Source organism: Pseudomonas aestiva, assembly GCF_039908605.1.
GTDB lineage: Bacteria > Pseudomonadota > Gammaproteobacteria > Pseudomonadales > Pseudomonadaceae > Chryseomonas > Chryseomonas aestiva.
Genome location: NZ_CP150916.1, coordinates 3,910,444 through 3,935,316 on the forward strand (window position 1 = coordinate 3,910,444; position 24,873 = coordinate 3,935,316).

At 67.1% G+C, this 24,873-nt stretch carries 22 protein-coding genes; 7 read left to right on the forward strand and 15 right to left on the reverse strand.

The annotated features are described in order from the left end of the window. Positions 1 to 41: 41 nt before the first annotated feature. Together AABM56_RS18165 and AABM56_RS18170 are read right to left on the reverse strand one after the other, a co-directional pair. Complete coding sequence (locus AABM56_RS18165; RefSeq protein ID WP_347883579.1) at positions 42 to 1,826, reverse strand: IlvD/Edd family dehydratase; 1,785 nt, start codon at positions 1,824 to 1,826, stop codon at positions 42 to 44. 32 nt (positions 1,827 to 1,858) lie between these two features. Next, complete coding sequence (locus tag AABM56_RS18170) at positions 1,859 to 3,040, reverse strand: fumarylacetoacetate hydrolase family protein (protein WP_133862594.1); 1,182 nt, start codon at positions 3,038 to 3,040, stop codon at positions 1,859 to 1,861. A gap of 108 nt (positions 3,041 to 3,148) precedes the next feature. Here AABM56_RS18170 and AABM56_RS18175 point away from each other — a divergent pair, with 108 nt between their 5' ends. Together AABM56_RS18175 and AABM56_RS18180 are read left to right on the forward strand one after the other, a co-directional pair. Further along, positions 3,149 to 4,096 (forward strand): LysR family transcriptional regulator, encoded by a 948-nt coding sequence (locus AABM56_RS18175; RefSeq protein WP_133862595.1) that lies wholly within the window; start codon positions 3,149 to 3,151, stop codon positions 4,094 to 4,096. 166 nt (positions 4,097 to 4,262) lie between these two features. Continuing rightward, entirely contained in the window at positions 4,263 to 5,627 is a 1,365-nt protein-coding gene (locus tag AABM56_RS18180; RefSeq protein ID WP_133862596.1) for an MFS transporter, read from the forward strand. On the opposite strand, the gene AABM56_RS18185 is transcribed toward AABM56_RS18180, so the two are convergent. Beyond that, positions 5,624 to 6,910 carry an MFS transporter gene (locus tag AABM56_RS18185; protein ID WP_263258834.1) on the reverse strand — a complete coding sequence of 429 codons (1,287 nt, stop codon included), beginning with the start codon at positions 6,908 to 6,910 and terminating at the stop codon, positions 5,624 to 5,626. The genes AABM56_RS18180 and AABM56_RS18185 overlap by 4 nt on opposite strands. Positions 6,911 to 7,130: 220 nt before the next feature. Beyond that, positions 7,131 to 8,015 carry a LysR family transcriptional regulator gene (locus tag AABM56_RS18190; protein ID WP_347883580.1) on the reverse strand — a complete coding sequence of 295 codons (885 nt, stop codon included), beginning with the start codon at positions 8,013 to 8,015 and terminating at the stop codon, positions 7,131 to 7,133. An 84-nt stretch (positions 8,016 to 8,099) separates the two neighbouring features. Here AABM56_RS18190 and AABM56_RS18195 point away from each other — a divergent pair, with 84 nt between their 5' ends. The 4 genes from AABM56_RS18195 to AABM56_RS18210 all read left to right on the forward strand — a co-directional run bounded on the left by AABM56_RS18195 (position 8,100) and on the right by AABM56_RS18210 (position 11,477). Then, a complete protein-coding gene (locus AABM56_RS18195; protein WP_187980208.1) occupies positions 8,100 to 8,432 on the forward strand; it encodes a multidrug efflux SMR transporter in 333 nt (110 codons plus the stop codon). A gap of 62 nt (positions 8,433 to 8,494) precedes the next feature. Next, positions 8,495 to 9,670, forward strand: a complete 1,176-nt coding sequence (locus tag AABM56_RS18200) for an FAD-dependent oxidoreductase (protein WP_347883581.1) — start codon at positions 8,495 to 8,497, stop codon at positions 9,668 to 9,670. Beyond that, positions 9,667 to 10,482 (forward strand): aldo/keto reductase, encoded by an 816-nt coding sequence (locus AABM56_RS18205; protein ID WP_133862601.1) that lies wholly within the window; start codon positions 9,667 to 9,669, stop codon positions 10,480 to 10,482. Before AABM56_RS18200 ends, AABM56_RS18205 begins: the two co-directional genes overlap by 4 nt. A gap of 98 nt (positions 10,483 to 10,580) precedes the next feature. After that, positions 10,581 to 11,477: a metal ABC transporter ATPase gene (locus AABM56_RS18210; RefSeq protein ID WP_133862602.1), complete on the forward strand. Its 897-nt coding sequence runs from the start codon at positions 10,581 to 10,583 to the stop codon at positions 11,475 to 11,477. A 7-nt stretch (positions 11,478 to 11,484) separates the two neighbouring features. Here the strand turns inward: AABM56_RS18210 and AABM56_RS18215 are convergent, their stop codons facing one another. The 4 genes from AABM56_RS18215 to AABM56_RS18230 form a co-directional block, all read right to left on the reverse strand. Beyond that, positions 11,485 to 12,441, reverse strand: a complete 957-nt coding sequence (locus tag AABM56_RS18215; RefSeq protein WP_347883582.1) for a 2-hydroxyacid dehydrogenase — start codon at positions 12,439 to 12,441, stop codon at positions 11,485 to 11,487. A gap of 20 nt (positions 12,442 to 12,461) precedes the next feature. Then, on the reverse strand, positions 12,462 to 13,226 hold the full coding sequence (locus tag AABM56_RS18220) for an SDR family oxidoreductase (RefSeq protein WP_263258831.1): 765 nt from the start codon (positions 13,224 to 13,226) through the stop codon (positions 12,462 to 12,464). Next, complete coding sequence (locus AABM56_RS18225; RefSeq protein WP_263258830.1) at positions 13,223 to 13,972, reverse strand: fumarylacetoacetate hydrolase family protein; 750 nt, start codon at positions 13,970 to 13,972, stop codon at positions 13,223 to 13,225. Before AABM56_RS18225 ends, AABM56_RS18220 begins: the two co-directional genes overlap by 4 nt. 185 nt (positions 13,973 to 14,157) lie before the next feature. Continuing rightward, positions 14,158 to 15,492: an MFS transporter gene (locus AABM56_RS18230; RefSeq protein WP_133862606.1), complete on the reverse strand. Its 1,335-nt coding sequence runs from the start codon at positions 15,490 to 15,492 to the stop codon at positions 14,158 to 14,160. A 332-nt stretch (positions 15,493 to 15,824) separates the two neighbouring features. Between AABM56_RS18230 and AABM56_RS18235 the strand changes: the two genes are divergently transcribed. Continuing rightward, entirely contained in the window at positions 15,825 to 16,733 is a 909-nt protein-coding gene (locus AABM56_RS18235; protein ID WP_133862607.1) for a helix-turn-helix transcriptional regulator, read from the forward strand. A 36-nt stretch (positions 16,734 to 16,769) separates the two neighbouring features. Here the strand turns inward: AABM56_RS18235 and AABM56_RS18240 are convergent, their stop codons facing one another. The 7 genes from AABM56_RS18240 to AABM56_RS18270 form a co-directional block, all read right to left on the reverse strand. Beyond that, on the reverse strand, positions 16,770 to 17,513 hold the full coding sequence (locus AABM56_RS18240) for a TIGR00266 family protein (RefSeq protein ID WP_187980213.1): 744 nt from the start codon (positions 17,511 to 17,513) through the stop codon (positions 16,770 to 16,772). Between the two features lie 99 nt (positions 17,514 to 17,612). Continuing rightward, entirely contained in the window at positions 17,613 to 17,933 is a 321-nt protein-coding gene (locus AABM56_RS18245) for a chaperone modulator CbpM (RefSeq protein ID WP_133862609.1), read from the reverse strand. Next, a complete protein-coding gene (gene cbpA, locus AABM56_RS18250; protein ID WP_347883583.1) occupies positions 17,933 to 18,877 on the reverse strand; it encodes a curved DNA-binding protein in 945 nt (314 codons plus the stop codon). Before cbpA ends, AABM56_RS18245 begins: the two co-directional genes overlap by 1 nt. Before the next feature lie 227 nt (positions 18,878 to 19,104). Next, positions 19,105 to 20,112 (reverse strand): transporter, encoded by a 1,008-nt coding sequence (locus tag AABM56_RS18255; protein WP_347883584.1) that lies wholly within the window; start codon positions 20,110 to 20,112, stop codon positions 19,105 to 19,107. A gap of 258 nt (positions 20,113 to 20,370) precedes the next feature. After that, on the reverse strand, positions 20,371 to 21,873 hold the full coding sequence (gene lysS, locus AABM56_RS18260) for a lysine--tRNA ligase (RefSeq protein WP_158891302.1): 1,503 nt from the start codon (positions 21,871 to 21,873) through the stop codon (positions 20,371 to 20,373). 96 nt (positions 21,874 to 21,969) lie between these two features. Beyond that, a protein-coding gene (prfB, locus tag AABM56_RS18265; RefSeq protein ID WP_133862613.1) for a peptide chain release factor 2 occupies positions 21,970 to 23,065 on the reverse strand; the annotation gives its coding sequence in 2 pieces (ribosomal slippage) (positions 21,970 to 22,992 and positions 22,994 to 23,065; 1,095 coding nt in all). 100 nt (positions 23,066 to 23,165) lie between these two features. Continuing rightward, entirely contained in the window at positions 23,166 to 24,788 is a 1,623-nt protein-coding gene (locus AABM56_RS18270) for an MFS transporter (RefSeq protein ID WP_187980217.1), read from the reverse strand. Positions 24,789 to 24,873 lie beyond the last annotated feature (85 nt).

Here is a 24,873-nt window from a genome sequence, read left to right on the forward strand (position 1 = left end):
GAGCTTAATGAAGCAAGGCCGCCAGTGCGAGCCTGTTCAATCTAGTGCGAATGCCGCGGCACCCCGCCTTCGCGGGCGATCACCTTGAGGTGCAGGGTGGCCGGTTCCAGGCAGCCGCCCGTGGAAAGCTGGCCCACCAGTTGCCGATAGAGCTCCTGCCAGGGGGTCTGGGCCGGCGGCAGGTTGGGCGTCCATTCGGCGCGACGGCGCTCCAGTTCGGCCTCATCCAGCAGCACATCGACGCTGCGGGCATTGAGGTCCACGCGCAACCGGTCGTTGGTCTTGAGCAGCGCCAGGCCACCGCCCACCGCCGCTTCCGGCGACATGTTGAGGATCGACGGACTGGCCGAGGTACCGCTCTGACGACCGTCGCCCAGGCACGGCAGGGAGTCGATGCCCTTCTTGATCAGCGCCGCCGGTGGGGCCATGTTGACCACCTCGGCGCTGCCCGGATAACCCACCGGCCCGGCGCCGCGAATCACCAGGATGCAGCGCTCGTCGATGTCCAGGGCCGGGTCGTCGATGCGCGCGTGATAGTCCTCCGGACCCTCGAAAACGATGGCTCGCGCCTCGAAGCTGTTTTCCTTGCCGGGTTCGGCCAGGTAGGTCTGGCGAAAGGCCTCGCCCACCACCGACATCTTCATGATGGCACTGTCGAAGAAATTGCCGCTGAGCACGATGAACCCGGCGCGGTGCTTGAGCGGCGCGTCGTAGGGCTGGATCACCGCAGGATCTGTGCTGGCCGCACCTTCGGCGATGGCACCGATGGTGCGCCCGGATACCGTCAGGCAGTCGCCGTGCAGGCGCCCCGCCTTGAGCAGTTCGTGGAGCACCGCCGGTACCCCGCCGGCGCGGTGGAAGCCCTCGCCCAGGTACTTGCCGGCCGGCATGCAGTTGGCCAGCAGCGGGATGTCCTCGCCCAGGCGCTGCCAGTCGTCCAGCGACAGCTCGATGCCCATGTGGCGGGCAATGGCGATCAGGTGCGGCGGGCAGTTGCTGGAAGCACCCAGGGCCGAGGCCACCACGATGGCGTTCTCGAAGGCCTCGCGGGTCATGATCCGCGAGGGGCGGACGTCGTCCAGCACCAGCTGGCAGATGCGCTTGCCGGTGGCATAGGCCATCTGGCCGCGCTCGCGATAGGGCGCGGGGATGCTGGCGCAGCCGGGCAGCGACATGCCCAGGGTCTCGGCCAGGGCATTCATCGACAGGGCCGTGCCCATGGTGTTGCAGTGGCCCACGGAGGGCGAGGCGGCGGTGGTCAGGGCCATGAAGCCCTCGTAATCGATCTCGCCGGTCGCCAGCAGGTTGCGCGCGTGCCAGAGCACGGTGCCGGAGCCGATCAGCTCGCCCTTGAAATGCCCGTCCAGCATGGGCCCGCCGGACAGCACGATGGCCGGCAGGTCGGTGGTGGCCGCGGCCATCAGGCAGGCCGGGGTGGTCTTGTCGCAACCGGTGGTGAGCACCACGCCGTCCAGGGGAAAGCCATGCAGGATCTCCACCAGGCCGAGGTAGGCCAGGTTGCGATCCAGGGCCGCGGTGGGGCGGCGACTCTGCTCGGCGATGGGATGCACCGGGAACTCCATGGGGATGCCGCCCGCGTCGCGGATACCGGCCTTGACCCGCTGGGCCAGTTCCAGGTGATGACGGTTGCAGGGGGTGAGGTCGCTGCCGGTCTGGGCGATGCCGATGATGGGGCGACCGGACTGGAGTTCGTCGCGGGTCAGGCCGTAGTTCATGTAGCGCTCGACATAGAGCGCGGTCATGTCGGCGTGGGCAGGATCATCGAACCATTGCTGGCTGCGCAGCGGGCGTTTGGCGGAAGTCATGATGGTCTCTAGTTGTTATTAGGAAAGAGCGCTTAGCGGCCCAGCAGGCCGCGAGCGGCCAGGTTGTGCATCAGGGCACCGAGGCCGAAGCGCCAGGCCGGGGCCTGGTCGCTGGTGGTCACCCTATTGTGCAGGGTTCCCAGCAGCGGGCTGGCGATGCTCACCACGTCACCCACCTTGTGTGTGAAGCCGCCGCCCGGGGCGTCACGGTCCTGGGTCGGGGCGAACAGGGTGCCGAGAAACAGCACGAAGCCGTCGGGATACTGGTGGTTGGCATTGAGCGTCTGGGCGGCGAGATCGGTGGGATCACGACTGATCTGCGCCATGGAGCTGCTGCCATTGAGGTGAAAGCCGTCTTCGCCCTGGACTTCCAGGGTCACCACGCACTGGCGGACCTGGTCGAGATCGAAGGTCTCGTCGAACAGGCGGATGAAGGGCCCCAGGGCGCAGGAGGCGTTGTTGTCCTTGGCCTTGCTCAGCAGCAGGGCGCTGCGGCCCTCGATGTCGCGCAGGTTGACGTCATTGCCCAGGGTGGCGCCATGCAGGCGGCCGCGGCTGTCCGCCACCAGCACCACCTCGGGCTCGGGATTGTTCCACTGGGACACGGGGTGGATGCCGATGGCGCTGCCGCTGCCGACCGCGGCCAGCACCGGCGCCTTGGTGAAGATCTCGGCGTCCGGGCCAATGCCCACCTCCAGGTACTGCGACCACATGCCCTTCTCGATCAGCAGCGTCTTGAGCGCCTGGGCGCGCGGACTGCCCGGCTCCAGGCCCTGCAGGTCCGCGCCGATCACCGCCTGCACCTGCTCGCGGATGGCCACGGCGCGCCCGGCATCGCCGCCGGCCTGCTCTTCGATTACCCGTTCCAGCATGCTGGCGGCAAAGGTCACCCCGGCGGCCTTGATCACCTGCAGGTCGGCCGGCGGCAGCAGGTGCAGGCGGCCCGGATCGGCCTGTTCGCCGCTGTTGGCCAGCAGTTCCTCCACGCTGCCGAGGTAGCGCCCGGGGGTATCGCGCAGGGCCTGCAGCGGCGTCTCTTCCTCGAACAGGGCGCTCAGCGTGGCGAAGCGTGTCGAGACATCGAAGACGCCGTCTTCGCGCAGCACCACGGGCGAGGGACCGGCCAGCGGACCGGGCACCCAGGCACGACCGACCAGGGTGCCGGCCAGGCCATCGGTGGGAAGGGTGTTGCCAGGCGAGAGACGAAGGGACATGGGCAGGACTCCAGGGCTGATGGGTCCACGCTAGGCAGCCGGACTGATAAACTCAAATGGGCTTATTTCATCATTCGATAACCTGCACTTATCGCCTGGGAGGCATGCGTGTCCGAGCCGTCGTTCAGCCAGATCAGCCACTGGCTCAAGTTCCGCCACCTGCTGCTGATCGACACCCTGGGGCGCACCCGCAACATGCACCTGGCGGCGCAGCAGATGAACCTCAGCCAGCCGGCCATCAGCAAGATGCTCAAGGAGCTCGAGCACCTGCTGGGCTTCGCCCTGTTCGAGCGCCAGCCGCGCAGCATGCCGCCCACGGCGCTGGGCGAGCACGTGCTGCGCTATGCCCGGGTGGCGCTCAACGATGCCCGCGACTTCGCCGAGCAGATCGACAGCCTGAGACGCGGCGGCCACGGCCAGCTCAAGGTCGGCGGCATCTTCGCCGCCACGGCGGTGGCGCTGCCGCAAGCCATCGTCGCGATCAAGCAGCGCTGGCCGCTGCTGGCCATCGAGGTGGTGGAGCAGACCAGCGATCACCTGATGGAGATGCTCGACGACAAGCTGCTGCACCTGGCGGTGGCGCGCTTCACGGACGAAGCCCAGGCCCAGCGCTTCGACTTCCAGCCCCTGGCGCCGGAGCCCTTCCGCTTCGTGGTCAACGCCGATCACCCGCTGGTGGGCAGCGGGCCCGTGGGCCTCGACCAGGTGCTGGCCTGGCCCTGGATCCTCTATCCCAAGGGCACGCCCATCCGCGGGCGCATGGAGCGGGCCTTCGCCGCCGCCGGCCTGCCGGTGCCGAGCAACACCATCGACACCATCTCCATGCAGACCTTTCTCCAGGTGCTGCGCGCCGGCCCCATGATCGGCATGCTGCCGGAGGCCATGGTCGAGCCCTATCTCGCCAGCGGCGCGCTCAGTGCCCTAGAGCTGCCGCTGCATCTGCCGGCGCAGGACTACGGCATTCTCACCCGCAAGGGCGAACCCCTCGGCGAGGCGGCCCGGGAATTCGCCGCCATCCTGCTGAGCCATGCCGGTCGCGAGGAGTCCGCAGCCTAGACAGCTCGATAACGCGCCGTTATCGAATGATCCGCAAATGCCATTGGGAAAGAATCGCTCCCGCTCCTAGAGTGGCCAGGCGATTCAGACGGCCACCCCGCATCCCCGGCCGCCTTCGACCTCTTCAATAACAACAACGGGCCCCAAGGCCCCGAAGGTCATTCCCATGTTCGAGACCACCGCTGCCCAGGGCGCCGCTGGCGACGCCTTCGAAGAACGCACCTACCGAAAAGTGGTGCTGCGTATCCTGCCGATCCTGCTGCTGTGCTACATCGCCGCCTACCTAGACCGGGTCAACGTCGGCTTCGCCAAGCTGGACATGCTCGATGACCTGGGCTTCAGCAACACCGTCTATGCCCTCGGCGCCAGCATGTTCTTCTGGGGCTACTTCCTCTTCGAGGTCCCCAGCAACCTGCTGCTGCATCGCTACGGCGCGCGCTTCTGGATCGCCCGCATCATGCTGACCTGGGCGATCATCTCCATGGCGGTGGCCTTCACCCAGCCGCTGGCGCAATTCTTCGGCCTGCAGTCGAGCACCCTCTTCTATGTGCTGCGCTTCCTGCTGGGCGTCTGCGAGGCGGGCTTCTTTCCCGGGGTGATCCTCTATCTCAACTACTGGTTTCCGACCCGCCGGCAAAGTCGGGTGATGTCGGGCTTTCTCATCGCCCTGCCCTTCAGTCTGAGCTTTGGCGGCGTGCTTTCCGGCTGGCTGATGAGCAGCCTGCACAACTGGCACGGCCTGGCCGGCTGGCAGTGGATGCTGCTGGTGGAAGGGGTGCCTTCGATCATCATGGCGGTGGTGGTGTTCTGCTGCCTGAGCGACAACATTGACCAGGCGCCCTGGCTGGACGCCCGGGAAAAGGCCCTGCTCAAGCGCAATCTGGAGCAGCAGAACGCCGGCAAGGCGTCGCGCCTCAGCGAGGTGTTCTTCAATCCGCGGGTCTGGCTGCTGGTGTTCATCCTGCTGACCTTCAACACCGGCTTCTATGGCCTGGCCTTCTGGATGCCCTCGATCATCAAGAACGCCGGGGTCAGTGGCAGCCTGCAGATCGGTCTGCTCACCGCCATCCCCTACAGCGTCGCCCTGGTGGTCATGCTGCTCAACGCCCGCCACTCGGCACGCACCGGCGAGCAGCGCATGCACGCGGCGGTGCCGGCCTTCGTCGGCGCCCTGGGCCTGGTGCTGAGCGCCTGGTTCATACACAACATCGTGCTGTCGATCTTCTTCCTCACCGTGGCCGCCTCGGGCCTGCTGGCGCTGATGCCGATCTTCTGGTCGCTGCCCGGCACCCTGCTTTCCGGCGTCGCCGCGGCGGCGGGTATCGGCATGATCAACGCCATCGGCAACCTCTCCGGCTTCACCGGCTCGATGATCACCGCGACCATGGAAACCCTCACCGGCGACATCAACAACGGCACCTATGTGCTCGGCGCCTGCCTGTTCGTCAGCGGCCTGCTGATCCTGGCGATCCCGGCCTCGATGCTGCAGCGCACGCCGACCGCCGTGCCGCTGGACCTCAAGCCCGCCTAGCCCGCCTCGGGCACGGCCGAGCGCCCGGCTCCCGCGGCGCTCGGCCGGCCGATCCACAGCGCCATCAGCGCCGCCAGCAGACCGGTCAGGCCGGCCAGCACCAAGGCCTCCTGGTAGGAGCCGAAGTGCTCGCGCAGGGCCCCGGCGAGAAAGGCCGCGCAGGCGGCGCCGAGCATGTGCCCGCAGAATACCCAGCCGAACACCACCGGCGCGCTCCTTTCACCAAAGCTCTGGTTGGTCAGCTTGACCGTGGGCGGCACGGTGGCGATCCAGTCCAGCCCGTAGAAGATGCCGAACAGCAGCAGTTGCTCGGGGGCGAAGCCGGAGAACGGCAGGTAGATCAGCGAGAGGCCGCGCAGGCTGTAGTAGACGAACAGCAGCCGGCGCGGATCGTATCTGTCGGTCAGCCAGCCGGAGGCGGTGGTGCCCACCAGGTCGAAGATGCCCATCAGCGCGAGGATGCCGGCGGCCTGCACCTGGGACAGCCCATGATCGTGGCCCATGGCGATGAAGTGGGTGCCGATCAGGCCATTGGTGGTGAAGCCGCAGACGAAGAAGGTCAGGAACAGTAGCCAGAAATCGCGCCGCCGGCTGGCCATGGCCAGGGTGCCGAGGGTCACGCGAAACAGATTGCCCGGTGCTGAGGCCGCTGGCGCCTGGTAGTCCGTTGGGGCGCCATGGGGCCGCAGGCCGACGTCCGCCGGACGCTCCGGCAGCAGCCAGGCCACCAGCGGGATCAGGGCGGCGCTGGCCACCGCCACGGTCAGCACCACGGTCTGCCAGCCTTCCTGACTGGCGAGATGGGCCAGCAGCGGCAGGAACACCAGGTTGCCGGTGGCGGTGCTGGCGGCCAGCAGGCCCATCATCAGGCCCCGGCGGGCGACGAACCAGCGATTGACGATGGCGGCCCCCAGCACCATGGCCACGCAACCAGTACCCAGGCCGCTGAGCACACCCCAGGTGGCGACCAGGTGCCAGGGTTCGCGCATCAGGGTGCTCAGGGCGGTGGCCAGGCTGATCAGGGTCAGGCCGCCGAGCAGGGTCCGGCGGATGCCCAGGGTCTGCATCAGGGCGGCGGCGAAGGGCCCGACCAGGCCATAGAGAAAGATGCCGATGGCGGCGGAAAGCGAGACCGTCTCGCGACTCCAGCCAAAGGTCTCCTGCAGCGGCAGCAGCAATACGCCTGGGGTGGACCTTACCCCGGCCGAGACCAGCAGGGCGAGAAAGATCAGCGCCAGGACGACGAAGACATAGCGCTGGCCGAGGGTGGGAGGTGGGGTCATGGCGATCGTCACGAGCGGGGAAGGGATAAGTCGAGTATTGCAGTCCTGGCGACCTGGCGCTGGTCAAGCTGCCCCACGGATCTGGCCAGAATGGGACTTTCCTTGGCATGGGTCGTGGGCGAGTGCTGGGGTCAGGCATGTCGGGCTTCGCTGCGCTCGACTAAACCTACGCAGAGCACCGTAGGTTGGCGCTGAGCACAGCGAAGCCCAACACATTCATTCAACCAATCGCTCGCAGCTCCTCCGCCAGCCGCTGCGCCAGCCAGCGCGCGGCCGGCCCCGGCGCGGCGTTGCGGCGCCAGGCCAGCTCCACCACCAGGGCCGGCGGCACCCAGTCGCAATCCAGTTCGGCCAGCAGGCCCTGGTAGGAGGGATAGCGCGCCACGTGCCGCGGCAGCCAGCCCCAGCCCAGGCCGCGCATCAGCAATTCGGCGAGCAGGTAGAAGCTGTCGGCGCGCCAGACCTGGGGGGCGATCTGCTCGCCGCCGGGATAGGGATGCTCCAGCGGTGCGATCAGCAGCTGGCGATGGCGGGCCAGTTCGCGTCGCCCTACCCCACGCTGGCGGGCCAGGGGATGCTGGGCGCCGCAGGCGGTGACCTGGGCCACATCGCCCAGCGCCTGGCGCTCTAGGGCCTCGGGCATGTGCTCATGGCGAAACAGCAGGCCGAGGTCGGCCTGATCGGTCAGCAGCTTGCGCGCCACATCACCCTGGGCGCCGCTGGTGAGCTGGACCTCCAGGTGTGGGAAGGCCGCCGCCAGGGCGTCCAGGGCATCGAGCACCGGCTGGTAGGGCATGGCTTCGTCCAGCGCCAGGCGCAACAGCGGTTCCTGACCGGCACAGAGCGCCTGGGCGCGGCTGTCCAGGCGCTGGCACTGGCGGAGCACCTCACGCGCCTCCTCCAGCAGCGCCAGCCCGGCCGCGGTGATGACCGGCGTGCGACCGTTGCTGCGCGTGAACAGCACGACGCCCAGGTCAGTCTCCAGCAGGGCGATGGCGGCGCTCACCGCCGATTGCGCCCGCCCCAGACGGCGCGCCATGGCCGAGAAACTCGCACCCTCGGCGATGCCGACGAAGATTTCCAGTTGCTCCAGATTCCACTGCACGACCCATCTCCCTAACAGATAGGTATCAACTTTCACCTATCGCCCGAAAAGGCACAATGGGGCCCTTCGACAGGAGGAATCATCATGAGCGGATACATCTACCTGGCCATTGCCATCGCCGCCGAAGTCGTCGCCACCACCTCCATGAAGGCCATCAGTGGCTTCAGCAAGCCACTGCCACTGATTCTGGTCATCACAGGCTACGGCCTGGCCTTCTGGATGCTGACCCTGGTGGTGCGCAGCATCCCCGTGGGCGTCGCCTACGCCATCTGGGCCGGGCTGGGCATCGTGCTGGTCAGCATCGCCGCGGCGGTGCTCTACGATCAGAAGCTGGACCTGCCGGCCATGCTGGGCATGGGGCTGATCGTCGCCGGGGTGGTGGTGATCCAGCTGTTTTCCGGCAGCACCGGGCATTGAGACCAGCGGCGGCGAGGAGCGTGTAAAATCACTCCTTTGCCGATCATCCGAGCAGGCCGTTCATGTCCCAACCCTGGTCCACCGATATCCTCATCGTCGGCGGCGGCGTCGCCGGCCTCTGGCTCAACGCCCGTCTCAGACGCGCCGGCTACGCCACCGTGCTGGTGGAGACCGGCGCCCTGGGCGGCGGCCAGAGCGGCAAGTCCCAGGGCATTATCCATGGCGGCACCAAATATGCCCTGACCGGGATGCTGACCGGGGCTTCCGAGGCCATCGCCGACATGCCGCGGCGCTGGCGCGAAAGCCTGGCCGGCAGCGGCGAGCTGGATCTTTCCGGTGTACGCCTGCTCTCCGAGGCCCACTACCTCTGGTCGCCGGGCAGTCTGGCCGGCAACCTCACCAGCTTCTTCGCCAGCAAGGCAGTGCGCGGCCGGGTGGATGCGGTCAAGGGCGACGAACTGCCGCCGGCCCTGCGCGACCGCGCCTTCAAGGGCAAGGTCTATCGCCTGGCCGAGCTGGTGCTGGACGTACCCAGCCTGGTCGCACGCCTGGCCGAACTGGCCGGCGACAGCCTGTTGGCCGGACATGACCTCCAGCCCCTGCGCGAAGACGGCGAGCTGACCGGTCTGGTGGTGGACGGCCAGGCCATCCGCGCCCGCCGCATCGTGCTCACCGCCGGCGCCGGCATGGCCGAGCTGCTCCAGGCGCTCCATCTAAAACAACCGGCCATGCAGCGCCGCCCGCTGCACATGGTGGTGGTCAAGGGCCCCATGCTCAAACCCCTCTATGCGCACTGTCTGGGTGGCGGCCCCAAGCCGCGGGTGACCATCACTAGCCACCCCACCGCCGACGGCCAGTGGCTGTGGTACCTGGGCGGCGACCTGGCCGAGGCCGAAGGCGTGGCGCGTGAGCCAGCGGCGCAGATCGCCACGGCGCGCGAGGAATTGCAGCGCCTGCTGCCCTGGATCGACTTCGACGGCGCGCGCTGGGCAACCCTGCGCGTGGATCGCGCCGAGCCGGCGCAATCCGGACTGGTGCGCCCGGACAACGCCTTCCTGGCCGAGGAAGGCCGCCTGCTGGTGGGCTGGCCGACCAAGCTGGCGCTGTCGCCGGACCTGGCCGACCGGGTCCTGGCGAATCTCGACCGCGACGGCATCGCGCCGGGACAGCACCCCGCCCTGCCCGCCCATCCGCACCCACCGGTGGCCGCGCCCTTCTGGGAGGAGCTGCTGCCATGAGCCTGCGCACCCTGCACGGTCTGCAGCGTCCGCTGGGCAGCACCGGTCTCGAGATTTCCCCTCTGGGTCTGGGCACGGTCAAGTTCGGCCGCGACCAGGGCGTGAAGTACCCCAACGGTTTCACCATCCCCGACGACCGCAGCGCCGCCGATCTGCTCAGCCTGGCCCGCGAGCTGGGCATCAACCTGCTGGACACCGCGCCGGCCTATGGCCGCAGCGAAGAACGCCTGGGTCCGCTGCTGCGTGGCCAGCGCCAGCACTGGGTGATCGCCAGCAAGGTCGGCGAGGAATTCACCGATGGCCTGTCCAGCTTCGACTTCAGCCCGGCCCATACCCGCCGCTCGGTGGAACGCAGCCTGCGCCGGCTGGAGACCGACTGGCTGGACCTAGTGCTGGTGCATTCCGATGGCAACGACCTGGCCATCCTCCAGGACAGCGGCTGCTACGAGACCCTGGCCGAGCTCAAGCGCGAAGGCCTGATCCGCGCCTTCGGCTTTTCCGGCAAGACCGTCGCGGGCGGTCTCAAGGCGCTGGAGACCGGCGATTGCGCCATGGTCACCTTCAACCTCAACGAAGACGCCGAGATCCCGGTGATCCGGGCCGCCGCCGCCCAGGGCAAAGGCATCCTGATCAAGAAGGCCCTGGCCAGCGGCCACGCGGTGCTCGGTACCGGCCAGGATCCGGTGCGCGCGAGCTTCGCCCGGGTATTCGGCGAGCCCGGGGTGAGCGGTGCGATAGTCGGCACTATCGATCCCCTGCACCTGTCACATAATGTCCGTACCCTGGCCGAAGTGATCTCCGCTCGGCCCTGATCCAGAGCGTTTCGCTGAACCCTTGCCTTCGTCCGCTGGACGTCCTGCCCGGTCGCCCGGGACGGCGCGTCCGCGGCACACTACAACAGGAGTCGGCCATGCCCCAGCTCATCGCCCGCCACAATCCCAAGGCGTTCAAGACCCTGCCCCTTTCGGTCGAGGCCAATCATGACGGCCTCACCTACCAGGCGCTCGGCCAACCGCTGAATTTCAGCGAGATGCTGGAGCGGCGCAAGCCGATCGAGATCGACGATGCCCAGCACTTCAGTGCGAAGCTCGCCAACCTGGGCGTCTCGGTGCGCCTGACGCTGAACTGGCAGGGCCAGGACCACTGGCTACTGGTGCGCCAGCGCCGGCCCGACCGGGGCGACGTGGTGCTCAAGCTGATCTCCGGTTACATCCCGACCCACGAACTGGCCCTGCCGCTGCTCACCGCCGTGCAGGAGGTGGCCGAGGAGTGCCTGATCGAGACGCCGCGCGGCTGGCTGGCCGGACGCTTTGCCGACACCTGGCTGCCGACGCCCTATGCCCCGGCCCTGCCCTATCGCGAGGACGTGGCCTTTCGCCTGACCCCGCGCTCGGGCGCGGCGCGGCCGGTGCGCTGCGGCAGCCTGGCGCTGCTGGAGCGCCCCCGCGCCTATGTGCACACCCCCACCGCCTCGCTGCAACTGGTCTATGACCTGCTGCTGGAACTGCCCAAGGAATGCAAGGCGCCAAGCCTGTTCCACGTCGACGAGAAGATCGAGAACGGCCAGTTGCTGGCGCGCCTGGCGCGCCAGCGCCCGGACCTCTATCTGGTCGCCCTGGACGACGGCAAGCCCACCGGCGAGCTCTACACCCTGTCCGCCGGCCAGCGCCTGCCGGTGTCGACCCGCGGCCTCTGGCTGTCGGAAAGCTTCGCCCGCCAGGACGGCTGGCTGGTCCACGACAGCCGGGTGCGCTGGCGCGACTGGCTGGAGCGCATGGCGCCCCAGAGCGCCCTGCAGCGGGCCTGAGGCCGACTCAGGCCACGCGCCCAACCGGTTCGCCCCCGGCGAGGCCCGTCTCCAGGGCCTCGATCACCATATCGCCCATTCGCGTCCGGGTTTCCAGCGTGGCGCTGGCCCGATGCGGTTGCAGCACTACCCGCCAATCCTGCCTCAGTGCCGCCGGTACCCGCGGCTCGTCGACAAAGACGTCCAGCCCGGCGCCGGCGATCCGCCCTTCGCGCAGGGCGGCGATCAGCGCGGCTTCATCGACCAGCTTGCCGCGGGCAATGTTGACCAGAAAGCCGTCCGGGCCCAACGCCTCCAGCACCTGGGCATCGATGATGCCGCTGGCCTGGTCCGCCGCTGCGGCGACCACCAGGGCATCGCTCTGGCGGGCGAGTTCGACCAGGTCACCAACGAAGGTGTGCTCGACATCGGTCATCGGCCGCAGATCGGTGTAGGCGACCGGGCAACCGAAGGCGGCGACCCGGGTGGCCACCGCCCGTCCGACCCGGCCCAGGCCGACGATCCCGACCCGCATGCCGCTGAAGCGGCGCGCCAGCGGCAACGGTGCCAGCGGCGTGGGACTGCTGGCCCAGTGGCCCGCGCGAACGAAGCCGTCGCCTTCCATGAGTCCGCGACAGGCGCTGATGAGCAGGCCTACGGCCAGGTCGGCCACGTCCTCGGTCAGGGCACCCAGGGTAGCCGCCACCTTGATACCGCGGTCGCGGCAGTAGGCCAGGTCGATGGCATCGGTACCGACCCCATTGACGGCGATCACTTCCACCGCCGGCAACTGCTCCAGCAGTGTCCGGGCGATGCCGGTATGGCCGCCGGTCACCACGCCGCGGATACGGGCACCGTGGCTGACGAGGAAGGCCGCCTGGTCTTCGATCTCGAAGTAGCGGTGTACCTCGAAGCGCTCGGCGAGGCGCTCGCGGATCGCAGGAATCAGGATGGCGCTGAGTTGCAGGATGACGGGTTTGCTCATGAGGAATTCCTCCACGGGTTTCAGCCGCGGCCGACGAAGGGCATCTTCGTCGCCATCACGGTCAGATTCAGGACGTTGGCCGACAGCGGCAGTCCGGCGATGTAGCGCACCGCATCGGCGACGTGCCGGACGTCGCACATGGGCTCCACGGCGATCTCGCCGTTGGCCTGACGCACGCCCCGGGTCATGCGCTCCGACAGTTCGGTGAGGGCGTTGCCGATGTCGATCTGGCTACAGGCGATGTCGTAGGCCCGACCATCCAGCGCCAGGCTCTTGGTCAGTCCCAGCACCGCATGCTTGCTCACCGTGTAGGGCGCGCTGAACGGCCGCGGGGCGTGGGCCGAGATGGAGCCGTTGTTGATGATCCGCCCGCCCTGGGGCGATTGGCGCCGCATCAGGCCGAAGGCCGCGCGGGCGCACAGGAAGACGCCAGTGACGTTGGTGGCGAGGACGTTGTCCCAATTGTCCAGCGGCAGCTCGTCGACCGGCACCGCGGGGGCGTTGACGCCGGCGTTGTTGAACAGCAGGTCCAGGCGCCCCAGCTCCCGCTCGATTTGGGAGAAAAGTCGCTCCACGCTGGCCGGATCGCGCACGTCGGTAAGGATCGCCAGGGCCTGCTGCCCCTGACCCAGGGCCTGGTCGACCAGCGCCTGCAACGGCTCACTGCGCCGCCCGGCGAGCACCACTGTGAAGCCCGCGTCAAGTAGGGCCAGGGCTACGGCCTTGCCGATGCCGCTGCCGGCACCGGTCACCAGGGCGATGCGCGGGGTGGAAGTCTCTTTCATTGTTGTTCTCCAGGATTCCAGGGTTGCGGGGGGTGGCCGACCGCCAGATCGAGCCGCCCGAGACCGGCGATGCCGGCGGTGATGACATCGCCCGCCGCGAGAGGCGCAACACCGGGCGGCGTACCGGTCATGAGCAGGTCGCCGGGCTGCAGCGGTAGGTAGCCGGACAGCAGGCTGATAGCCTCGGCCACCGACCAGATGAGTTCGCCCAGATCGGCGCGCTGCCGCTCCTCGCCGTTCACCGCGAGCCAGATGGCGCCCTGGATGGGATGGCCACACTGGGCTACGGGGAACAACGGCCCGATGGGCGCCGCCCCGTCGAAGCCCTTGGCCGCCTCCCAGGACTGGCCCTCGGCCTTGGCTCGGGCCTGCAGGTCGCGGCGGGTCATGTCCAATCCCACGGCGTAGCCCCAGACGTGCTCGAGCGCCGTCGTCACCGGGATGCGGAAGCCGCCGCGACCTATGGCCACCACCAGTTCCACCTCATGGCAGAACTCGCTGGTGGCTGGCGGAAAGGGCACTTCACCTTGGGCGTCCATCACCGCGTTGGCAGGCTTCATGAAATACAGCGGCGTGGCCCCGCGGACGGCGGGCGTCCCGTCCCAGCCATAGTTGCGCCCCAGGCAGAACACCCGGCCGACGAAGAAGCGCTCGCCATGGCCGGCAATAGCGATGCTTGCAGGCGGCGGTGGCGCTGGCAGAGGCGGCAGAGGTGAGGCGAGGGAAGGGGTGGCATCGACGAGCATGGGGATCGTCCTGAGCGGTTGGGTGACCTCATGCTAGGAGAACGTCATCGAGGGGATTTGCAGTTTTCCGGCTATCGTCTGGACAAATGACGGCTCCTGAGCGGCGCGGACCAGGTCCCTCGACGGACCAAAGCCGCCGCTCCCGAATGGAGTGGCGGCTTTCGACGAGGCCCACCCGCAGGCGCTTAGCGCGGGCGCAATTCGATGCGGTGCAGCCGACCGAGCAGGAAGGAGTAGGACAGCGTGCCCATCAGGGCCACCGCGCCGATGAACCAGAAGGCGTAGGCGAAGCTGCCGGTGTTCTGCACGATGAAACCGATCACCGTGGGGGTGACGATCCCGCCGATGTTTGCCGCCAGGCTGGTGAAGCCGCCAGTGACGCCGATCAGCTCCTTGGGTGCCACCTCCGAAACCGCCGCCCAGGACGCCGAGGCGATTCCTTGGGCGAAGAAGGCGCAGGTCAGGATGGCGATGCACAACAGGTTGGAGTCGGTGAAGTTGACCAACACGATGGACATGCCCAGTGCCGACCCCACCACCAACGGCAGCTTGCGCGCGAACGACAGCGAGCAGCCACGACGGATCAGCAGGTCCGATACCGCCCCGGCCAGCAGGATGCCCACGGTGGCGCCGACGAAGGGCAGCACGGCGAAGATGCCGACCTTGATGGTGCTCATCTGGCGTTCCTCCATCAGATAGGTAGGGAACCAGGTGAGGAAGAAATACAACGCCGAGGTGCTGGCGAACTTGCCCAGGCAGATCGCCCACACCTGCCGGTAGCTGAGCAGTTCAGCCAGTTGCCGCCAGTCGAAACGCGTACGCTCGCCCGCGCTCTTGACCAGGGCGCCGCCTTCTTCGATATAGGCCAGCTCCTCCGGGCTGACCTTCTTGCATTCGCTCGGATCGCGATAGAGCCACAGCCAGACCAGGCCGAAGAGGATGCCGGCGCTGCCGGTCACGTAGAACACGTGGCGCCAGCTGTAGTGAGTGGCGAGCCACAGCAAGCCCCCGGTGAACAGCGCCGTGCCGAGGTACTGGCCACAGACGTAGATGCTGCTGGCCATGCCGCGCTCGCGCGCCGGGAACCACACCGTGACCGCCCGGCTGTTGGCCGGAAAGGCCGGCGCTTCCAGCGCGCCGACGGCGAGCCGCAGGCCGAACAGCGACGCGAAGCCGCTGACCATGCCCTGCCCCACTGTCGCGGCGGACCAGGTGATCAGGGAAGCGCCGTACACCAGCCGCGAGCCGAAGCGATCGGCGATGAAACCGGCGGGCACCAGGGCGAAGGCGTAGGTCCAGGCGAAGGCGGAGAAGATCAGGCCCATCTGGACCTTGTCCAGGCCGAGGTCACGGGACAGGAAGGGCGCGGCGATGGAGATGTTCACCCGGTCCACGTAGTTGATGACGGTGGCCACCAGCAGCAACGTCAGCATGAACCAGCGGCGCCGCGTCGGCAGTGCCCGGGTGGCGGCGGCATCGCCGGTGGCGGCCGTCTTGGGAGAGGTAGAGAGAGTCGACATTCCAGAGCCCCTTTTTATTGTTGGAGAGCGCGTGGCGGGAGGTTTCCCGGGGCCGCCGGCGGAACGGCGTTACCCCTGTTGCAATAGATGTAGGTTATCGTACGACTACACCTTGACAACCGTCCGGGAAGCCTGGCGAAGGGGTCAGCCATCAAGTGCGTGGATAAATCCAGATTCCCCTACGCGCCCCGGCACCTATCCGGACGGGAGTGGAGTCGCGGGCTAGAGCGGATCGAGTGAAGGCCGTTCATTGATCGACTTGGACGATCGCCAGCGCCCGCGCAGCGACACCTTTACCGGCAGCGTTCCTGCGCCTGCCTTTGGAGAGAAAGATGCGTGCCACCCCCCGCGTTCCCACTTTTGGCATGCGCCAACGCAGTGCCAAGGCCGACTTCCATATCCGCGAAAAATCCTTTTCCACCGGCGAACCCCTGCCCCATCGCCACGAGTATTTCCAGATACAGGTCAATCTGGGCGCGGCGGGCAGCCAGCGCATCGGCAACGTCGAGCGGCCCTTCGCCGAACGCAGCCTGGCCTTCGTCCTGCCGCATCGGCTGCATCACATCCCGCCGGAGCCCGGTAGCCGGGCGCTGCTGCTGAACTTCGACCAGCACTTCCTGCTGCCCCACCTGAACTGCTCGCCTCTGGACCTGGAAGACGTCAGTCTGCAGCAGGCTCCCGAACTCGCCCCGTTTCGTTTCCAGGGCGAGCTGGATTTCGCCCTGGACGAGCAGGACTGGGCGGAGGTGCTCGCCCTGCTCGAGCGGATGCAGGCTCTGGATGCCGCGGCGGAACGCCCCTTCGGCACGCGGGAATACCTCAAGGGCTGTCTGCTGCAACTCATCGCGCTCGTCTGCCGGGCCTACGCCGATCCCCTGCAGGCGCTCGCTGCGGCCAATGCCACCCGACGCAACCGCCGCAACGCCCTGGCACGGATGACCGAGTACGTACGCCATCATCTTGCCGATCCAGAACTGGACCTGAAGACCGTGGCGGCAGCCAGCTTCCTGTCGCCAAACTACCTGTCGCACTGGCTGCGCAAGGAAACCGGCAAGACCTTCAGCGAACTGGTGCTGGAGCGCCGCATGCACCTGGCCAGGAGCCTGCTGCTGGACACCGAACTCTCGGTGGGCGAGATCGCCATGCGCTGCGGCTTCGCCGATGAAGCCTACTTTTCCCGGCGCTTCCGCCAGGCCCAGGGCGTACCACCCAGCCAGTTTCGCCGTCAGCTGGGCAGCTGAGCCACCGCCGGGCATGCCCGGGGTGGGCCGAACGGATCAGTCGCCACCGGCGCGGCGTTCACCGGTGACGCCGCCGGCCGCGGCCTGGACCCGGCCGGCTAGCCGGGAAAAGGGCAAGGTCTGGATCCACACGGTACCGTGGCCGCTCAGGGTCGCCAGCACCAGGCCTTCGCCGCCGAACAGCATGCTGCGCAGGCCACCCGCCAGCTTGATGTTGTAGTCGATACCGCTGGTGAAACCCACCAGGCAACCGGTGTCCAGGCGCAGGGTCTCGCCCCTGAGGTCCTTGCGGATCACCGTGCCGCCGGCATGCACGAAGGCCATGCCATCCCCCTCCAGCCGCTGCAGGATGAAGCCCTCGCCACCGAAGAAGCCGGCGCCCAGGCGCCGGGTGAAGGCCACGCCGATGCGGGTGCCCCTGGCGGCGCAGAGAAAGGAATCGCGTTGGCAGAACAGGGTGCCGCCCAGGGCGGCGAGGTCCAGCGGAATCACCTGTCCCGGATAGGGCGCGGCGAAGGCGACGTGGCGCTTCTCGCGCCCTTCGTTGGTGAAATGGGTCATGAACAGCGACTCGCCGCCGAGCATGCGCTTGCCGGCGCCCCAGAGCTTGCCGAGCAAGCCAGCGGAGCCGTCGCCCATGCGCGCGGTGAAGTCGATGTCGGCCTCCATGTAGGTCATGGCACCGGCCTCGGCGATCACAGTCTCGCCGGGATCGAGACCGATCTCCACCGCCTGCAGGGATTCGCCGAGAATGCGGTGGTCGAGGATATGGCTGGGCATGGCTGTCGAACTCCTGATGTAGCGTGGAAAACGGCGTAGCCTTTTCCGCTGTCCTGCGAAGGGGCAAGGCGCGTGGAAAACGCTGCGCGGTTTTCCACCCTACGAATCGGCGCCCACGTCTCGCAGCTCACCGGCGAAGCGCTCCAGGCGCCGCCGCAGGCGCCGGTTCTCGCGGCGCAGCTCTTCCACCTCGTCCAGCAGGTGCAGGGCCAGGGCGGTGGCGGGCCAGTCCAGTTCCAGTTCGCGCCTCAGGCGCACGGCGCGACGGGCGCGGTGCAGGGCGCCGGTATCGAAGTGCCACTCGGACGGGCGCTTGCCCCGCTGTGGCGCCAGGATGCCATGCTCGACGATCTCCACCACCACCGGCTCGCTTACCTCGCAGAGCACGCAGAATTCCTGCAGGACGATCAGACTGCTCATCAGACTCTCCTCCAGTCGCGGCGGGGATCGAAGGCCGCCCGCTCGGCCAGTTGGCGCCACAGCGCCTGGGTTTCTTCGTCGCCTTGAGGCGGCATCACCACCTTGAGCAGGGCATGCAGATCGCCCTGCCCGGCCTTGCCGGCCAGGCCCTTGCCGCGCACCCGCAACCGCGCACCATTCTGGCTGCCGGGCGGGATACTGAGCATGATCTGCCCATCCAGCGTCGGCACCTGCACCCTGGCGCCCAACGCGGCTTCCCAGGGGGCGAGCGGTACACTGACCACCAGATCCTGGCCGTCCACGTCGAACAGCGGATGAGGAACCAGGCGGATGACCAGATAGAGGTCTCCCGCCTCGGCACCGCCGAGCCCCGGCTCGCCCTGACCTTTGAGGCGGATGCGTTCGCCGTCGACGCTGCCGGCGGGAATCTTGACATTGAGCGTCTTGGTGGTCTCACCCACGCGGCGGCCCAGTTCATCCCGTTGCGGCAGACTGAAACTCAGCGGCTTGGTGCTGCCGGCCTGGCTCTCTTCGAGAAACAGCGGCAGCTCCAGTTCGATGTCACGGCCCCGGTGGGCGAAGCCGCCGTGCGGGGAACGCCCGGCGGCGCCAAACAGGGACTCGAAGAAGTCGGAATAGTCCTCGCCGAAACCGGCCTGGGGATCGCTGTAGTCGGCGCCGGAACCCGGCTGCCAGTCCGGCGGCACCTGGAAGCGTTCGCCCTGCTGCTGGTAGAGGCGTATCTGGTCGTATTCCGCCCGCTTGTGCGGATCGCGCAGGACGTCATAGGCCTCGGCCACCTCCTTGAAGCGGGCCTCGGCCTCGGCCTCCTTGCTCACATCGGGGTGGTACTTGCGCGCCAGCTTGCGATAGGCGGTCTTGAGGGTCTTGTCGTCGACGTCGGGGGCGACGCCGAGCACCTCGTAGTAGTCCTTGAAGTCCATCGTGGTCTCCAGTGGGAGGCTGCCTAGTGTGGTGCTACAGCGGTTCGCGCAAGAGTTGGCGAGTGATTTTTCCTCTTGGGCTAGGCGCCGCGACGAGTCATAGCAGGGCTATGGCGAGGAGTGGCAACAACGTCCAGGAGCAAAAAGCGCCGCCAAAATTGTGCAGTCAACTTCTGAAGCACCGCACTAAAGACCGCGACGCACGCCCGGGGGTTGCACGCAGCCGGTCAGTCACCGCGCTTGCGAAAGGCCAGGCTGCCGGCCAGCACTGTGAAGGTCGCCACCAGCGCCACCAGGATCCAGAAACCGTGGGGCGAGTCGGAGAGCGGGATGCCGCCGACGTTCATGCCGAAGAAGCCGGCGATGATGTTGATCGGCAGGGCCAGCACCGTGACCAGGGTCAGGGTGAACAGGGTGCGATTGGTCTGCTCGGCGGAGGCGGCGGCGATCTCTTCCTGCAGCAGCTTGAGCCGCTCCACCAGGGCGGCGAGGTCGTCCAGCACCCGGTCGAATTCCTCGGTCGCCTCGCGCAGGGTCTGGATGTCGTCGCGCCGCAGCCAGGCCGGCGGCCGGTTGAGCAGCCGCAGCAAGGAGCCCGGCTCCAGGGCCAGCAATCGCTGCAGCCGCACCAGGGCGCGTCTCAGGCTGCCCAATTCGGCGCGACTGGCGGACAGCCGCTGGGACAGCAGACGATCCTCGATAGCATCTACCTTGACGGTGGTGTCGCGAATGATGCCGGTCAGCACATCGGCCTGGTCGCGCAGGAGATGCACCAGCAGTTCCAGGGTCGAGCCGAAGCCCTCGCCGCGGCGTACCGCATGGCGCAGGCGATCCACCGAGCGCAGTGGCTGGGCGCGGGCGGTCACCAGCAGTCCCGGGCGGGCGCAGGCCCAGAGGGTGGCGACGTCCACCGAGACCTGGCCGTAGGCGAGGGTCACGTCGTTCACCACCCCGAGCAGGGTGTCGTCGGCCGGTTCCAGCCGGGTCGAATGGGAACCGGCGTGCAGGGATTCGAAGAACTCCTCGGGCAACCCCAGGTGCTCGCGCATCCAGCGTTCGGCGGCGGCGTGGGCCAGGTTGAAGTGCAGCCAGCGAAAACCGCCCTCTTCCGCCTCCCAGGGATCTTCCGGCGCCATGGTCAGGGCCCGGCCCGGCTGGCCCGAGGTGAAATGGTAGGCGTAGAGCAGCCCCAGCCGTTCAGCGGCTGGATGCAAGGGGATCAACGTATTGGTCATGGCTACCTGCAAAGGGACGCGACATCAGGGCTCTTTAAGAGCCTGTTCAAAGTCTGCTGCGCGTCGGCCAAACAGCGTTGAAAACGCCCTCGGAATGCTCATTTACCCTTCGTAAATTCCGCTTCCTCAGCCCTTTTCGCCTTGTTTGGCTCTAGCTCGCTAGACTCTGAACAGGCTCTTAGCAGGTCCGGATGAACCTTTGATGACAGAGCCCCGGTCGGCGGCAGCCGGAGCGACGCCCCGAACGGGGCGCCACTCTTATTGCGGACGCATGTGCGGGAAGAGGATGACATCGCGGATCGACGGCGAATTGGTCAGCAGCATGACCAGGCGGTCGATGCCGATGCCTTCGCCGGCGGTGGGCGGCATGCCGTATTCCAGGGCGTTGATGAAGTCGGCGTCGTAGTGCATGGCCTCGTCGTCACCGGCGTCCTTTTCCTGGACCTGCAGCATGAAGCGCTCGGCCTGGTCTTCGGCGTCGTTGAGCTCCGAGTAGGCATTGGCGATCTCGCGGCCGCCGATGAACAGCTCGAAGCGGTCGGTGACGCTGGGGTTGTCGTCGTTGCGACGCGCCAGCGGCGAGACCTCGAAGGGATACTCGGTGATGAAGTGCGGCTGCTCCAGCTTGCTCTCCACCAGCTCCTCGAAAATCATCACCTGCAGCTTGCCCAGGCCTTCGTGGCCGAGCACCTTGGCGCCGGCCCGCTTGGCGATGGCGCGGGCCTTCTCGACGTCCTGCAGGTCTGCCGCGGTGATGTCCGGGTTGTACTTGAGGATGGAGTCGTACACCGACAGGCGCACGAAGGGCTCGCCGAAGTGGAAGACCTTGTCGCCATAGGGCACGTCGGTGCTGCCGAGCACGGCCATGGCCAGTTCGCGGAACAGTTCCTCGGTGAGGTCCATGTTGTCGTGGTAGTCGGCGTAGGCCTGGTAGAACTCGAGCATGGTGAACTCGGGGTTGTGCCGGGTGGAGACGCCTTCGTTGCGGAAGTTGCGGTTGATCTCGAAGACCTTCTCGAAGCCACCGACCACCAGGCGCTTGAGGTACAGCTCCGGCGCGATGCGCAGGAACATGGCCAGGTCCAGGGCGTTGTGGTGGGTCTCGAAGGGCTTTGCCGCCGCGCCGCCGGGAATGGTCTGCAGCATGGGGGTTTCGACTTCGAGGAAACCCCGCTCCATGAGGAAGCGGCGGATGTGGGCGATGACCTGGGAGCGTACGCGGAAGGTCTGGCGGACCTCCTCGTTGACGATCAGATCGACATAGCGCTGGCGATAGCGCAGCTCGGTGTCGGTCAGGCCATGGTGCTTGTCGGGCAGCGGGCGCAGCGACTTGGTCAGCAGGCGCACGTCGCTCATGTTGACATAGAGATCGCCCTTGCCGGAACGGGCCAGGGTGCCTTCGGTGGCGATGATGTCGCCCAGGTCCCAGCTCTTGACCGCTTCCAGGGTTGCCGCCGGCAGGGTCTTGCGGTCGACGTAGACCTGGATGCGCCCGCTGGTGTCCTGCAGCACCATGAAGGCGCCGCGGTTGAGCATGATGCGCCCGGCCACCTTGACCTTGATGCCTGCGGCTTCCAGCTCTTCCTTGGTCTTGTCGGCGTACTGCTGCTGCAGGTCACCGGCCAGGCTGTCGCGGCGGAAGTCGTTGGGGAAGGGAATGGCCTGCTGGTCGCGCAGCGCGGAAAGCTTTTCCTTGCGCTGGGCGATCAGCTTGTTGTCTTCCTGTTCCTGGGCTTGGGGATCTAGGGGTTGTTCGCTCATGTCTGCTGTTTACCTGGGGTGCTGACCGTAGGAGCGGCTCATAGCCGCGATAGAGCTCTATCGCGGCTATGAGCCGCTCCTATAGGAAATGATGGATTAAACGCCCTGCTTGAGGCTGGCTTCGAGGTATTCGTCCAGATCGCCGTCGAGCACCTTGTCGCAGTCGCTGCGTTCCACGCCGGTGCGCAGATCCTTGATCCGCGAGGCGTCGAGCACATAGGAGCGGATCTGGTGGCCCCAGCCGATATCGGACTTGGAGTCTTCCAGAGCCTGGGACGCGGCGTTGCGCTTCTGCATCTCCAGCTCGTACAACTTGGCCCGCAGCATCTTCATGGCGGTGTCCTTGTTGGCGTGCTGGGAGCGTTCGTTCTGGCAGGCCACCACGGTGTTGGTGGGCACGTGGGTGATCCGCACCGCGGAGTCGGTGGTGTTGACGTGCTGACCGCCGGCGCCCGAGGAGCGGTAGGTGTCGACGCGCAGATCCGAGGGGTTGATCTCGATGTCGATGTTGTCATCGATCTCGGGCGAGACGAACACTGCCGTGAACGAGGTGTGGCGACGGTTGCCCGAGTCGAAGGGACTCTTGCGCACCAGGCGGTGCACGCCAATCTCGGTGCGCAGCCAGCCGAAGGCGTATTCGCCCTTGATGTGCACGGTGGCGCCCTTGATGCCGGCGACCTCGCCTTCGGACAATTCGACGATCTCGGCGCTGAAGCCGTGCTGGTCGGCCCAGCGCAGGTACATGCGCAGCAGCATGTTGGCCCAGTCCTGGGCCTCGGTGCCGCCGGAGCCGGCCTGGATGTCCAGGTAGCAGTTGTTCGGGTCCATCTCGCCGCTGAACATGCGGCGGAATTCCAGCTTCTCGAGGATGCCGCGCAGGCGCTCCACCTCGGCCGCCACGTCATCGACGGCGCCCTGGTCTTCCTCTTCGGCAGCCATTTCCAGCAGGTCGGTGGCATCGGCCAGGCCGCCGTTCAACTCGTCCAGGGTACCGACCACCTGGGCCAGCAGGGCGCGCTCGCGGCCAAGATTCTGGGCGTACTCGGGCTTGTTCCAGACAGCGGGGTCTTCGAGCTCGCGCTCGACTTCGACCAGACGATCCTTCTTCAGATCGTAGTCAAAGATACCCCCGAATGGTCTCGGTGCGGCTGGAGAGGTCCTTGATGCTGGTGACGATCGGGTTGATTTCCATGGGGGAAACACTCGCGAGAAAAGCTGTGGAAAAGCTCGCGAGTATAACCCAATCGGCGGCGAAACTCAGCGGTCGGCGGGGTGCGCCGCCCGCACTGGCCTCAATCGGCGTCGAGATCGCGGTGGCGGGTTTCCGGCAGGCACAGCAGCCCCACCACCAGGCTGACGCCGGTCACCAGCACTGGGTACCAGAGGCCGTAGAAGATGTCGCCGGTATAGACCACCAGGGCAAAGGACACCGTCGGCAGGAAGCCGCCGAACCAGCCGTTGCCGATGTGGTACGGCAGCGACATGGAGGTGTAGCGGATGCGCGTGGGGAACAGCTCCACCATCAGCGCCGCCAGGGGTCCGTAGCAGAGGGTGGCGATCAGGATCAGGGCGAAGATCACCGCTACCACCATGGGCTTGTTGACCTGGGCCGCATCGGCCTTGGCCGGATAGCCGGCGGCCTGTACCGCCGCGCGCAGGGCCGGTTCGTCGAAGCCGACGATGACCTTGTCACCGACGTTGACCTGCACCGCGTCCCCCGGTGCCGCCGCCACGCTGCGGTAGGGCAGCCCGCTCTTGGCCAGCAGCGTCTTGACCCTATCGCAGGGACTGTCGAAGCGCGCCTTGCCCACCGGGTCGAACTGGAAGGTGCAGGTGGCCGGGTCGGCGGTCACCACGATGGGCGCCTGCTGGCTGGCCTGGTAGATCTGCGGATTGGCGTAGTGGGTCAGGGCCTTGAACAGCGGGAAGTAGAGCACCGTGGCCAGCAGCAGCCCCAGCATCAGGATCGGCTTGCGCCCGACCTTGTCCGACAGCCAGCCGGCGATGACGAAGAAGGGGGCGCCCAGGATCACGCTGATGATCAGCAGGTTGTTGGCCAGCACCGGGTCGAGCTTGAGTGTCTGGGTGAGAAAGAACATCACGTAGAACTGCGACAGGTAGAAGGTCACCGCCTGGCCGCCGTTGATGCTGAACAGCGCGATCAGCACCACCTTGAGATTGCTCCAGTTGGTGAAGGAATCGCGGATTGGTGCCTTGCTCTGCTTGCCCTCGGCCTTCATGCGCAGGAAGGCCGGCGATTCGTGCATGGACATGCGGATCCAGGTGGAGATGGCCAGCAGGAAGATCGACAGCAGGAACGGCAGGCGCCAGCCCCAGACCTCGAACTGGTCGCCGGTCAGGTAGCGGCAGACCAGGATCACCACCAGCGACAGCAACAGCCCCAGGGTCGCGGTGGATTGCAGCCAGCTGGTGTGGGCGCCGCGCTTGCCGGGCGGCGCATGCTCGGCGATGTAGGTGGCGGCACCGCCGTATTCCCCACCCAGGGCCAGGCCCTGCAGCAGGCGCAGCACTACCAGGATGATGGGCGCGGCCACGCCGATGCTGGCGTAGGTGGGCAGCAGGCCGACGCCGAAGGTGGCGATGCCCATGAGGATGATGGTGGCGAGAAAGGTGTACTTGCGGCCGACCAGGTCGCCCAGGCGTCCGAACAGCAGGGCGCCGAAGGGTCGCACCACGAAGCCGGCAGCAAAGGCCAGCAGGGCGAAGATGAAGGCGGTGGTGTCGTTGACGCCGGCAAAGAACTGCTTGCTGATCACCGCCGCCAGGGCGCCATAGAGAAAGAAGTCATACCACTCGAAGACGGTCCCCAGGGACGAGGCGAAGATCACCTTGCGCTCTTCGCGGCGACTGCTGGCCGCGCTGGGTTGTACCCGGGGTTGGGCATAGTCGGACATCGCACGTTCTCCTGACCCGGGATCGCCGGGCTGATTGTTGTTATGGGCGACAGCTACTACGGTGGAAACGGCGGGAGGCCCCACC